General features: G+C 41.9%; 14 protein-coding genes. 6 read left to right on the top strand and 8 right to left on the bottom strand.

The features are described 5' to 3' along the window. Nucleotides 1-1,169: glucosamine-6-phosphate deaminase (gene nagB / locus JN11_RS23180; protein WP_144913892.1), on the bottom strand; the 1,169-nt coding region annotated here is incomplete at its 3' end. A 170-nt stretch (nucleotides 1,170-1,339) separates the two neighbouring features. Between nagB and JN11_RS23175 the strand changes: the two genes are divergently transcribed. Then, nucleotides 1,340-2,524 carry an anhydro-N-acetylmuramic acid kinase gene (locus tag JN11_RS23175; RefSeq protein ID WP_144916562.1) on the top strand — a complete coding sequence of 395 codons (1,185 nt, stop codon included), beginning with the start codon at nucleotides 1,340-1,342 and terminating at the stop codon, nucleotides 2,522-2,524. On the opposite strand, the gene JN11_RS23170 is transcribed toward JN11_RS23175, so the two are convergent. Then, the gene (locus tag JN11_RS23170) at nucleotides 2,521-3,279 is read right to left on the bottom strand and encodes an MBL fold metallo-hydrolase (protein ID WP_144916560.1); all 759 of its coding nucleotides are present in this window, start codon (nucleotides 3,277-3,279) and stop codon (nucleotides 2,521-2,523) included. The genes JN11_RS23175 and JN11_RS23170 overlap by 4 nt on opposite strands. A 93-nt stretch (nucleotides 3,280-3,372) precedes the next feature. Between JN11_RS23170 and JN11_RS23165 the strand changes: the two genes are divergently transcribed. Then, nucleotides 3,373-3,732 carry a winged helix-turn-helix transcriptional regulator gene (locus tag JN11_RS23165; protein ID WP_144916559.1) on the top strand — a complete coding sequence of 120 codons (360 nt, stop codon included), beginning with the start codon at nucleotides 3,373-3,375 and terminating at the stop codon, nucleotides 3,730-3,732. Nucleotides 3,733-3,742: 10 nt separating this feature from the next. On the opposite strand, the gene JN11_RS23160 is transcribed toward JN11_RS23165, so the two are convergent. Continuing rightward, nucleotides 3,743-5,050 carry an FAD-dependent oxidoreductase gene (locus tag JN11_RS23160; RefSeq protein ID WP_144916557.1) on the bottom strand — a complete coding sequence of 436 codons (1,308 nt, stop codon included), beginning with the start codon at nucleotides 5,048-5,050 and terminating at the stop codon, nucleotides 3,743-3,745. 90 nt (nucleotides 5,051-5,140) lie between these two features. On the opposite strand from JN11_RS23160, the gene JN11_RS23155 reads away from it, so the two are divergent. Then, nucleotides 5,141-5,665, top strand: a complete 525-nt coding sequence (locus JN11_RS23155; RefSeq protein ID WP_144916555.1) for a YfiT family bacillithiol transferase — start codon at nucleotides 5,141-5,143, stop codon at nucleotides 5,663-5,665. Nucleotides 5,666-5,739: 74 nt separating this feature from the next. Here JN11_RS23155 and JN11_RS23150 read toward each other — a convergent pair whose 3' ends face one another. From JN11_RS23150 to JN11_RS23130, 5 genes are all read right to left on the bottom strand, one after another. Next, entirely contained in the window at nucleotides 5,740-6,702 is a 963-nt protein-coding gene (locus JN11_RS23150; RefSeq protein ID WP_144916554.1) for a Gfo/Idh/MocA family protein, read from the bottom strand. A gap of 82 nt (nucleotides 6,703-6,784) precedes the next feature. Next, on the bottom strand, nucleotides 6,785-7,861 hold the full coding sequence (locus JN11_RS23145; protein ID WP_144916552.1) for a hypothetical protein: 1,077 nt from the start codon (nucleotides 7,859-7,861) through the stop codon (nucleotides 6,785-6,787). A 256-nt stretch (nucleotides 7,862-8,117) separates the two neighbouring features. Continuing rightward, nucleotides 8,118-9,002 (bottom strand): class I SAM-dependent methyltransferase, encoded by an 885-nt coding sequence (locus JN11_RS23140; RefSeq protein WP_144916550.1) that lies wholly within the window; start codon nucleotides 9,000-9,002, stop codon nucleotides 8,118-8,120. Between the two features lie 159 nt (nucleotides 9,003-9,161). Further along, nucleotides 9,162-9,914 carry an ABC transporter ATP-binding protein gene (locus JN11_RS23135; protein WP_144916549.1) on the bottom strand — a complete coding sequence of 251 codons (753 nt, stop codon included), beginning with the start codon at nucleotides 9,912-9,914 and terminating at the stop codon, nucleotides 9,162-9,164. Continuing rightward, on the bottom strand, nucleotides 9,911-10,642 hold the full coding sequence (locus JN11_RS23130) for an MlaE family ABC transporter permease (protein WP_144916547.1): 732 nt from the start codon (nucleotides 10,640-10,642) through the stop codon (nucleotides 9,911-9,913). The genes JN11_RS23135 and JN11_RS23130 overlap by 4 nt, the downstream gene beginning before the upstream one ends. A 128-nt stretch (nucleotides 10,643-10,770) precedes the next feature. Here JN11_RS23130 and JN11_RS24895 point away from each other — a divergent pair, with 128 nt between their 5' ends. The 3 genes from JN11_RS24895 to JN11_RS23120 all read left to right on the top strand — a co-directional run bounded on the left by JN11_RS24895 (nucleotide 10,771) and on the right by JN11_RS23120 (nucleotide 12,334). Beyond that, the gene (locus tag JN11_RS24895; protein ID WP_262713306.1) at nucleotides 10,771-10,899 is read left to right on the top strand and encodes a hypothetical protein; all 129 of its coding nucleotides are present in this window, start codon (nucleotides 10,771-10,773) and stop codon (nucleotides 10,897-10,899) included. Between the two features lie 106 nt (nucleotides 10,900-11,005). Further along, nucleotides 11,006-11,710, top strand: a complete 705-nt coding sequence (locus JN11_RS23125; RefSeq protein WP_144916545.1) for an SDR family oxidoreductase — start codon at nucleotides 11,006-11,008, stop codon at nucleotides 11,708-11,710. A gap of 24 nt (nucleotides 11,711-11,734) precedes the next feature. Beyond that, nucleotides 11,735-12,334 (top strand): PspC domain-containing protein, encoded by a 600-nt coding sequence (locus JN11_RS23120; protein ID WP_144916544.1) that lies wholly within the window; start codon nucleotides 11,735-11,737, stop codon nucleotides 12,332-12,334. Nucleotides 12,335-12,351: the final 17 nt, after the last annotated feature.

Genomic DNA, 12,351 nt, shown 5'->3' with positions numbered 1-12,351 from the left:
ACATGCACATCATGTCCCTGGTCAACCAGACGGATAAAGGTGCCGCCCATGGAGATCACATCATCATCCGGGTGTGGTGAAAAGATGATAGCACGTTTTTGTGCCGGTTGTGCCCTTTCCGGTCTTTGGGTATCATCTGCATTGGGCTTGCCTCCCGGCCAGCCGGTAATGGTATGTTGCAGCTGGTTAAAGATGTCAATATTGATATTGTATACCGGACCCTGTTCTACGGCCAGCTGGGCCATGCCATGGTTGTTATAATCTTCTTCGGTAAGTTTCAGTATCGGTTTGTTTACTGTTTCGGCTAACCACAATACCGCTTTCTTTTTCAGGGTATTTTCCCAGATACAATCTTTTACCAGCCATGGGGTATCAAATCTGGTCAGGTAGCTGGCTGCGGCTTCATCCAGTACAAATTCTACATGGTCAGATAATTGCAGATAGGTAGCCGGTACTTCACCAGAGATCTCTCCTTCTACTGCTTTTTTAATAATCGGTGCTTTCTTTAAGCTCCAGGCCATCAGGATGATTTCCCTTGCTTTGAAAATAGTGCCGATACCCATGGTGATGGCTTTGGTAGGTACGTTTTGTTTACCACCAAAATCACGGGAGGCATCATTCCTGGTTAAATCATCCAGGGTTACCAGGCGGGTTCCTGAATTGGGTGCCGAGCCCGGTTCGTTAAACCCGATGTGGCCCGTACGGCCAATTCCCAGGATCTGTAGGTCAAGTCCCCCCAGTTTGGTGATCTTTTGCTCATAATCTAAACAAAAAGCGGCCACCTCTTCGGTGGTTGTCAGGGTTCCATCGGGGATATGTACATTGGCTTTATCGATATCTACATGGCTGAACAGGTTCTCGTTCATGAAGGTTACATAGCTTTGGGCTGCTGTAGGCTGCATCGGATAGTACTCATCCAGGTTAAAGGTGATCACGTTTTTAAAGCTCAGGCCCTCTTCCTTATGTTTGCGTACCAGTTCGGCATAAACCGCTATCGGCGTTACCCCGGTGGCCAGCCCTAATATTGTTTTTTCACCTTTGCTTTCCTTGCTTTTTATCAGTTTGGCTATCCGCTCCGCTACCGCTACCGATGCCTGTTGCTGATTGGGATATACCGTTACAGGTAATTTCTCATACCTTGTCTCTTCCAGTAAATTTAATCGCGCCATGTTTTAGGTTTTATTGAAGTTTAAGTCATTAATAATTAAGACTTATTACCAAACTTCAGACTTAATAATTGTTGGTGTAAGCAAATATATCAGATATGTTAGATAGTGTGACTATTAATTTAACTTTTGTACTTCCATTGGCAAATGGTTAATTTGAGCAACTATTAGCTATGAATCAAAATCTGCAAAAACTCTTCAGCGTCGCCCAAAAAAATGAAAAACTGGGTATTGGCTTAATGTCGGGCACTTCGCTGGATGGATTGGATATTGCCTTGTGCAGGTTTACAGGCAACGGACTAAAAACACAATTTAGCCTGGTTAAATTTATCACCATACCCTATCGGGAAGATTTTAAAAAAGATGTACAATCCATATTTGCCCGAAGGGATGCTGACTTAGAAAAAGTTTGTTTGCTAAATGCCTTAATTGGCAGTTTTCATGGCGAACTGGTTTTACAAGCATTAAAAGAATGGGACATTCAGCCAGCGGAAGTTGATTTTATAGCAAGCCACGGACAAACTATTTACCATGCGCCTAAGAGATTACATCAAAAGCCTGGCTACCCCAATGCTACCTTACAAATAGGAGATGGTGATCATCTGGCCATAAAAACTGGGATCTTAACCATCAGCGATTTCAGGCAAAAACATATTGCCGCAGGAGGAGAGGGCGCGCCTTTAGCTTTATATGGCGATGTTTTATTAGGCAGTAAAGTAGGTGAAAATAGAATCTTGCTGAATATTGGTGGCATTGCCAACCTTACCTTTTTGTCTGCCGATGGCGATGCGGATAAAATTTTGTGTACAGACATAGGCCCGGGCAATACCATGATTGATGCAGCCTGCCGCAGGTATTTTAATTTGCCTTATGATGAGGACTCAAAAATTGCTTTCTCTGGTAAGGTAAATGATGCCTTATTAAATACGTTACTTGCCGGTCTTTTTTTTAAGGAGCAAGCTCCGAAAACCACTGGTCCCGAATTGTTCAATTTAAGTTATTTGGATGAAGCTCAAAGGCAATCAGGCACTGAAGGTTTAAGTGCCGAAGATATTATTTGCACACTAAGTGCATTCACTGCTAAATCAATAAGCGATTTTATTTTACAGCATTTTAAGGCTGATGATATCAGGATATTCACCAGCGGTGGCGGGGCCAGGAATATTTATATTATAAACTATTTGAAAAAAGCCTTGCCCAATGCCGACATAAAAGATACCGGTGCATTGGGCATTGATCCGGATGCTAAAGAAGCTATCCTTTTTGCTCTATTGGGAAATGAGTCCCTGTGCGGCGAACCTTTAAAAATAGGAACTAACCCGGAAGTATTGATGGGTAAATTCAGCTTTGCTGTTTAAAATAAAAACTCACCATCATTTGGCACAAAGCATTGTGTGGTTAGTCCGTTAGTTTGTAAAGCTGCTTTTATTTGCTGCCTGCTTTCCGTGCCATGGCTTACTGCTTCCAGGTGTACTACGTAGATTTTGGCAAGCAGAGCATATTGGCACACTTTAATAACATCTTCAATATTCATCACTATCGGATCGCCGGTGGCAAAACGGGCCGCACCACCGTTAACCACAATTCTGCTGGGATTAAACTGGTCAATAGCTCGTTTTACTTCATCGCACCAAATGGTATCACCTGCAATATAAACAGCATCGTTCTGGTGTTTAATGTAATAACCGGATACTATGCCCATCCGTTCGCCAACTTCACCTGTGCCATGCCTGCCGCCGGTTCGATTGATACTGATCTCATTCCAGGTGATTTGATCGTTTACAGGTATTACATTGATAAAGCCTTGCCCGAGTATTGTTTCGGTGTTGGCAGGTTGGCAAAACAGGGGGATGTTTTTTGGCAATAGCTCCTGCGCTTTTTTATCCCAATGGTCGAAATGAATATGGGTTAACAGAACGGCGTCAATTTTGGTAATCAGCTTTAATAGCTCGTCATCATTAACAGGCAAATCAACTAATGGAGCCCTCGGTGTACCAGGTGCCGCAGGCAGCGGATCAAAAGTATCTTTAGCGGCAAACATCGGATCGATTAAAATATTTTTTCCATTTACAGAAAGTATTTGGGTGGCATTGCGCAGCAGTTGAAGTTTCATTTTTTTACTATTATTTATTAGCCAAAAGTGATACTATCTTTGTTTAAATTAAAGAAGTTTACCTTTTGGTAACCTGTTCACAATCCAGTAACCATGCAATATCAACAGTTTAAACATTGCGGACTTAATGTGGCGCTCAATATGCTCTCGGGCAAGTGGAAGCCTATTATCCTATATCATTTGTTTCATCAGCAGGAAATGCGGTTTACTGAGCTTTGGCGCATCATCCCTAAAGTAGCTAAAAAGGTATTGCTTGAGCATTTGAAACAAATGGAGGCCCATGAACTCATTATCCGTGAAGAGAAACACACTTTTCCTCCGGAGGTTTATTACCGGCTATCTGAAAGGGGCAAGGCGCTTGGCCCGGCACTATCGGCACTTGAACTTTGGGCCAATGAATATGCTGCTGATGAGGTAACGGAATTGAAACAGCGCAAAAAAGTTACTGCGTAAATTACTTCCATTAATTCACCAGTCTGCCGCTTAAGTCTACTGTACGGGCAAAGGGATTTAAATAACTGTTGGCTAAAACGGCAAATTCTCGGCGTGTAATTGGGCCGTTTAAGTTAAAATCAGTATTAAACTTATACTGGGTTTTCCATGCTTTTTGTATGGTTTTGTTTAATAATTCAGGGTCGGTGAGTGTATAATCACTAATAAGTGATAGGGTATTACCGATGGTGAATATTTTACCTGGTTTTTCTTTGCTAAACCATAAAAAAGCACGTGTGTATATCTCGGTTAATACAGGTTGAATCTGGGCGGTATTAACCAATGAATCAGGCATAAAAATAAATTCAGCGTGGTTTAGCTTACCTTTTAATAAGCCTGTAGCGCTTACCTGTTGCACAGCTCTCCAATTGGCATCTTTTGGATCAATATCTGTAAAGGGTAAAATATATCCTTTAAAATCAAGTAATTCACCCTGTATAATGCGCACCCTAAGATGTTGCGTGGTAGTTTTAAAAAAGGCGCAATACGCGGCTATCGTTCCAACACCCTGGCCCAGTTCTAGCTGTATAGGTAAATATTGAATATTATTACCTGTTGGCAGTGCTTTTGCCGTAACCAATAAATTGCTAAAATCTTTTAGCAAAACGGCATTTATCGGGATACTCCAGAATGGATATGAGGGATAGCTATCCGTGTTATAGTCCTTATTAAAAACCGTATTGCCGGTTGCTATGGTCGTACGATAAGCGTTGAACGAACTGCTTTTAAATGCAGCCTCAAACTTGGCACCTGCTTTTGTGGCTACGGTTCCGCTATCGGTAGCATCAATAATTACCCTTGCTTTTATGGTGATGGTTTTGTCGTTTTGTTTGATAGAAACGGCCCAGCGGTCATCATCTTTTTTTATGCTGATGAAGGTGGACTGCTCATACAGGCTTAAATTTTTCAGTGTGTCGGTTAGCCTTTTTAAGACGACCTCTGCTGTATCGGTCTCAAAATTTAATGCTGCATATTGGGAGGTATCATAACCTGGCTTTTTACGGTAAACTTCCTGAATTTTTTTCCTGAATTCGCCCCATGCACCCGATGGTATGTTGACGTTATTATTTATGGTATACGTTTCTGCTGCATTGCTGTTGGCTATAATCTTAATGGCCCCAAAAGCCCATATGGTTTTAACCTTACTACGGGCGCATTGTACCGATGCAGCAGCGGCGCTTGCACCATTGCCAATTACCAATACATCGGTTTTAACGGTTTGCGCATATAAAACAGTGCAGTTGGAAACGAGTAAAAGTACAAGAAGCTTTTTTATCATTAAGGTGTATATAACGGGTACAAAACGCTAAAATAACCTAAAACCTTGTTGCGCATAAAAATAATCCCTAATTTAATTTTTTTTATAACTATGACAGACGAGCAGATGCAATATCCTATCGGGAAGTTTAAAGCCCCGGTTTCGTACACTACTGAAGATATCCGTAAATGGACTACTACTATCCGCGAATTACCAGGCCGATTGCGCCAGGCCATCATCACCTTAAATGAAAAACAATTAGATACCCCTTACCGTATCGGTGGATGGACATTGCGCCAGGTGGTTCACCATGTTGCAGACAGCCACATGAATAGTTTAACCCGTTTTAAGCTGGCGCTTACTGAAGAAAATCCAACTATAAAGCCCTACGAAGAAGCCGATTGGGCATTATTGCCGGATTATAAATTACCTGTTGAACCTTCCCTGAAAATGCTGGAAGGTATCCACCTGCGTTGGGTAGCTTTGCTGGAGGCTTTAACAGAAGAACAGTGGAACCGTGCCTTTGTGCATCCTGAATCAGGTGAAACGATACAACTGAAAAAGGCACTGGCGTTATACCATTGGCACAGCAAGCATCATTTGGCGCATGTAACGGAGGCGATAAAGAAATTTTAATAAATACAGCTTTAGATCACTCTTTGTGAATTGCCATGGAGAGTGATTTAATAAGACGAAAGAAAATTACCAGGTTATTCTCCTTTAAATTTCAGTCCAATCCCCGCCCTTGCACTATCCAGCATAGCGATCATTTGTCGGGACATTTCATGACTGATGATTGGACTTTCGGTTTTGCTACTGTTAATCAGCTCACAAAAATGACGGGTTTCGTAGTTCAGTCCACCAGATGTAAATGGTTCATCCAGTTCAATGGTGCGGCCATCAAGATAACTGATGGTTGCTTTGGCGGGATTCCACCAATTTTTATGAATGGTGATATGCCCCAGCGTACCGCAGATTAAGGCATCGCCTTTGCCATGCAAGTCAAAACCACAGTAAAGCTGTGCATAACCTTTTTCGTGTTCTGACTGGAAAATGGCAAACATATCTATTCCCGTTTCGCCGAAGCGGCCAAGTGTTTGCACCTGTTTGGTAGTACCCAGCCATTCAATGGCTAAATAAGCCTCATAAATACCTATACCCATAATGCTACCACCAACCAGGTCAAGGCTATAATTGGGATGCCCCGGAGGACAATCAGCAACAGCAGATCCGGCACGAACGTAACCAATTTCGCCAATAGGGTCTGTCAGTAAATATTCTTTTAAGCGACGATATAAAGGGAAAAACGGAGGCTTCATTCCCTCCATAAAAAGTAAACCGGTGGTTTTGGCTACTTCCAGTATTTGATCAAGATCGTTAAGATTAATGCCTGCAGGTTTTTCGCAAAGCACATGTTTGCCGGCTTTTAGTGCCGCAATACAATATTGTGAATGGCTGTCGGGCAGGGTAGCAATGTAAACTGCGTCAATATCGCTCGCCAATAATTCTTCAACCGAGGTGCAGGCCTTACCGCCATATTGCTCAATAAAGGTATTTACCGTTTCGGCCCTGCGCGACCATGAAGCCGCAAGCATGGTATCCGGAACATTATGCAGCCCCTGCATAAACCGATGGGCAATACGTCCGCAACCGATAATACCCCATTTAATCATCTGAGTCTGTAGTCTTAAGTTCTGAGTCTTGAGTCAATAATCTCACACTTTGGACTTAAGACTACTGACTCAAGACTTGAGTTTACTGATACTGTATATAAATGGGTTGCGGTTTGTACATCTTTAATACCTCCTCGGGGGTAAGCATGTGATGCGGCGGCAACCATGAGTCATTTTTATAGAACAATTTGAAGCCGGTAAACTGTACCGGGTCGTGATAAACATAATCGCGATAGGTACCGGTCTTTAAATCGGGCGGGCCGAAACCGTCCATATCCATCACAAACTGGATTTCGGGGTGAAGCTTAATGTTTTGATAATTGGTTAGCATTTTACGCGTAAAACGGTGCACAATAAAAATTTTGGGCGGCAGGTGATACTTCCTTACCTCGTTGGCTAAGTAAGCCGACACATAGTTAACGTCAGCTGCGTCATAACTGCCAATTTTTTTGCCGGGATGAATGCCATCATGCATGGCAAATTCGGGATCTATACCGCAATGAACATTAGGCATTTGCCAATATTTTTCCAACTTGGGCAATTCCGCGCGGATATTGCTCAATGCTACCTGTATATCCAGGAAAAGTATGGCATGAGCCCTTTTAGCCAGTCTTACTGCACTATCTATTTTTTTTTCCGGCATGCGGTTAATATACATATTGTCCTTACCAGGAAAACCGGCTGCCACTACTGCTATATAATGCAGCGCAGGTTGCACAGGTGTTTGTGGGTCAGCTTTCTCCCAATGCTTTACTTCTCCGTGTAGTTTGGTCAGCATTTCGTCTGGCGGCAGCTCGCCCAGAATGCCCATCTTTTTAGCAGACAAGTTACCATAAAAAGCAACTACCCTTTTGAAAGGTAAAATAGCGCCCGGCAATGGATATGGTGCATTTTTAACAGGCCATTTGCCGGTGGTATCGCCATGGGCAAGGCGTTTCATTAATGAATCATAAAGTTTTTTATCCAGCGGCGGGTAGGTTACAGGTGCTGCAGCAACAGTATCCGCTTTTTTTGCGGTATCTTTTTTTGCAGTGTCCTTTTTAGCTGTGTCTTTTGTGGTGCTGGTACTTGCAGCGCTGCTGTTTTTTTGACCGCAGTCAGATAAAAGCAGTACGGCTGATAATAATACCGCAGGCAGGATAATGTTCTTTAATTTCATTTTTTACTTAAATGTTTTGTAACAGGGCTATACAAAATAATATTTTTCTGCGCCTTAGTACGTTTAAATTTATCAATAGTTAGTTCCCTTATTGTTGAACATACCTATAGCGATGTATTTGCCGGTAAAATGTTCAAAATGGATAGGGGGATAAATTAACTGGCGTCAAAGATAGCAATATCGATATATAAATGGCGCTTTAAATGGTATGATTAATAATGATTTTTTAAGAAATGGATAACTGAATAATAAAGTACTACTTCGCCTTATAAAACTTTCCAAATACACCCAATGGTAGCTTTGAGCCGGCAGTAGCTTGCAGATAAAGTTCGCCGGTTTCCAGGTTTTGTACCTGTGGGTAAGCGCTTTTGATAAGATTTTCAATAATTACAGATGAGAAACCCAGCGAGTAGGTATTTAATATCAGGAAATGTTCTTCGGGGTCAAGAAGCTGCATTACATCGCCCATCATTTCGTTAATGTTGTCTTCCAGTTTCCACTTTTCGCCGTTAGGGCCATGACCATATGCTGGTGGATCGAGGATAATGCCGTTGTATTTTTTGCCGCGTTTAAGTTCACGCTTTACAAACTTCAACGCATCTTCAACCACCCAGCGGATATCGGTTAGGCCAGATAGTTCCTGGTTTTCGTTGGCCCAGGTAACTACTTGTTTAATTGAATCTACGTGTGTGGTATCTGCTCCGGCAGCCCTGGCAATTAAGGAAGCACCACCGGTATAGGCAAACAGGTTAAGTACTTTGGGCTCTGGCGTTTTAAATCTTTTAATGTTTTGGGTGATGTAATCCCAGTTTACAGCCTGCTCCGGAAAAATGCCCAGGTGTTTAAATGATGTTAGCGCCAGGCGGAATTTAATTGCCGCTTCGGGATTTTTATATTCGATGTGCCAGCGATCAGGCGTAGCCGGATTTTTCTTTATCCATTCGCCGGATGTGGCGGAACGGCCTTTAAATTTAATGTGATGTAGTTTTTGCCATTCGGCAGGGCTTAAGGCCTTGCTCCAAACCGCCTGTGGCTCGGGACGAATTAGTATGACATTGCCAAAACGTTCCAGCTTTTCAAAATCGCCGCAATCAATCAGCTCATAATCTTTCCAGTGCGTTGGTGTGAGAAGTTGGATCATTTTTGTGTTAGTGATTAGAAACCGGAGATTAGAGATTAGAATAAAAAATGCAAATATAACAATCCCTGTTTCAATTTAATGAATTGTAGTAAAGTTGAATATGCTAAATCAGGTTCAGCGGAGTCTTATCTCCAATTACCAACCTCTAACGACTCTTAATTATAACTTCTCTCTTGCCGCTTGCATAAACTTGCTGGCAAATACAAAGGCATTCAGTTCTTTATTATCAGTATGGGCTATTTGGTGATTAGAGCCTTCCCACCATTTTTCGCCGTTATGCAAAAACAGGATATGATCGCCAATACCCATTACCGAGTTCATATCATGGGTTACAATAACCGTTGTGGTTTGAAAGTCTTGGGTGATTTCACTGATCAGGTCATCAATCAAAATGGATGTCATTGGGTCCAAACCTGAGTTGGGTTCATCCACAAACAAATATTTTGGCTGCATGGATATGGCCCGGGCAATGCCCACCCGTTTTTTCATGCCTCCCGATAATTCTGAAGGATATAAATGATTTTTTCCTGCAAGGTTCACCCTTTCCAAACAAAAATTAGCCCTGTCTAGCTTTTCACCTCTCGACATCTCGGTGAATAAATTCAATGGGAATATGATGTTTTCCTCCACCGTCATGGAATCAAAAAGAGCGGAGTTTTGGAACAGCATTCCAATTTGCTTACGGATTGGTACACGTCCCTCAAAATGCATAGAGGTAAAGTTTTCTTTGTCGTAAAGTACCTCGCCGCTTGTTGGTTCGTGCAGGCCTACAATACATTTTAGTAAAGTGGTTTTCCCTGAACCTGAACTGCCAATAATCAGATTGTTTTTGCCGGGCTTAAAATCAGCTGTTATGCCTTTAAGCACATCATTGCTCCCGAATGATTTATAAATTTCTTCAACCTGGATCATAGCAATAATTCTGAAATAACTAAATCGGCAAATAATATCATTATACAGCTAAACACCACGCCTTTTGTAGCTGATTGGCCCACTTCGAGCGCGCCGCCCTTGGTATAAAAGCCCTGGTACGCACAAATAGAAGTAATGATGAAACCAAAAACAATGGCCTTAACAGCACAAACAGTAACGATAACAGGATTAAAGCCATCAGATAAACCGGCCACATAATCAGCTGTAGATACATCTTTTGATGCCGCGCAGGCCAGGTAGCCACCGCCCAAGCCCAACGCTACAGAAACGATTACCAATAGGGGGATCATGGTTACTCCGGTGATCACTTTTGGAGAGATCAGGTAGCCTGGTGCATTAACGCCCATAATTTCAAGTGCGTCAATTTGCTCGGTTACCCTCATAGTGCCAATTTGTGAGGCGATGCTTGATCCGATACGACCGGCAAGTACCAGTGCCGTAATGGTTGGACTAAACTCAAGGATAGTTGAATCGCGGGTGATGCCGCCTACTACTGTTTTGGGAATGAAATCACTCACCAACTGGAAAGCTGTCTGAATAGTTGCCACCGCTCCGATAAATACGGAAATAATAGCTACAATGCCCAGTGAGCCAATGCCCTGTGAAACCATTTCACGCATAATTTCGGCCCAGTAAACACTGTACTTTTCGGGCTTGCGGAAACTTAAACGCAGTAAGAGTATATATCTTCCTAAACTATAAAACATTTATTGAATAAAATTCGGCTAAAAATACAGTTTTTAGAGGATAAAGTGCACCATCATATAAAACCAATAAGAATAAAGCCACCGATGTTTTACATTATTTGAACAAATGGGTTCAAAAATCAGCTTTTTTGAGTGAAGGAAACATCCATTTTCAATTCTTTAAGACCCTTTTTTATCTGCACCAGGTAAAGCAGATCACTTTTACCGCCACTTTGGCCCTCTTTACCGAAAATATGCCCCGCTTTACCAATGCATAGATAGCGTCTGTTTAAATAAAAATTAGATTTGTATTGTAAATAGTTCGGGATCGCTACCCAAACAGTAAATAATTTAAAGCTTTAAAAATAAAAACAAGAACAGTACATGAAAAATGCAATCATCACCGCATCAACCAAAGGAATGGGCCGGGCTATATCAATAATCTTTGCTAAAGAAGGGGTAAACCTGGCTATCTGCTCAAGGCACGATGATGAACTTGCTGCTTTTAAAACTGAACTTTTAACCATCAATCCCAATATTAAAGTATTTACCTCAGTTACTGATTGCAGTGTTAAGCAACAAGTTTTAGCATTTGCGGCGGCTGCCGAGGAAGCACTGGGTGATATCAGCATTATTGTAAATAATGCGGGCATGTATACCTACTCCAGCATATTGGATGATACCGAAGATGCTTTTCAAAAACAGGTAAATACCAACCTGATGCCTGCTTATGAACTGTACCGTTATTTTGGTAAAAAGATGATAGCCGCTAAAGACGGGCACATTTTTAATATCTGTTCTATTGCGGCCATAAGCCCGATTGCTGAGGCAGGTACTTACAGTGTAACAAAATTTGCGCTGTTAGGTCTTACTAAAGTAATGCGTTTGGAAATGCAGGATCATGGGGTAAAAGTAACCGCTATTATTCCAGGTTCAACCCTTACCGATTCATGGAAGGGTATGGTGGTTGATAAGGATAAGATGGTATTGCCGGAAGATATAGCATCGGCAGTGATCAATATTTATAAAATGAGCGTTGGCGCAAATGTTGACGAAATAATAATAAAACCGGCATACGGTCAAATATAAAAATCAAACTAAAACAAAATAAAGATGAACAAGAAACTATATCGCGATGAATACCACAAAGTGTTAGGTGGTGTTTGTTCGGGCCTGGCAGAATACTTTGAAATGGATGTAACTGTTATACGCCTGCTTTTTGCCTTTACCGTTATTGTAATGGGTGTAGGCATTATTCCATACATTGTTTTATGGATTGTATTGCCTAAAAAGGGCTATCTGTACAATCAATATAATAACCCATCGGTTGATTACACTGTTCCGCCACAGCAGCCTGCTGGAGGACAATTTACAGCTGAAGGAAATCCATTTGGCAGCAATCCTTACGGAGCTAACCCATTTGACGAAGTCCCTCCGCTTAAATATCCTCAAAAACAAAAATCAAATGCGGGCATCATTGTAGGCGTAGTGCTTATTGTTATTGGCGCGGCAGTTTTAATAGATGAGTATGACCTGATCCCTGATTTTGATTTTGGCCGGTTATGGCCTATAGTATTGGTATTGGTTGGCGCATCCCTGATTGTATCCGGGCAGCAAAAAAAGCCATGGCACCATGGAAACTGGAATGATGCTCCCGCTGCAGATAGTGGAATAAAAACTGAGTCTTCAGATCAGCAGGAACCATTAGTTTAATATATTGATTAACGGGC

The organism is Mucilaginibacter frigoritolerans (assembly GCF_007830615.1).
Taxonomy (GTDB): domain Bacteria; phylum Bacteroidota; class Bacteroidia; order Sphingobacteriales; family Sphingobacteriaceae; genus Mucilaginibacter; species Mucilaginibacter frigoritolerans.
Note: the sequence above shows the minus strand (reverse complement) of the source record. Positions and strands in the feature narration are given on the sequence as shown.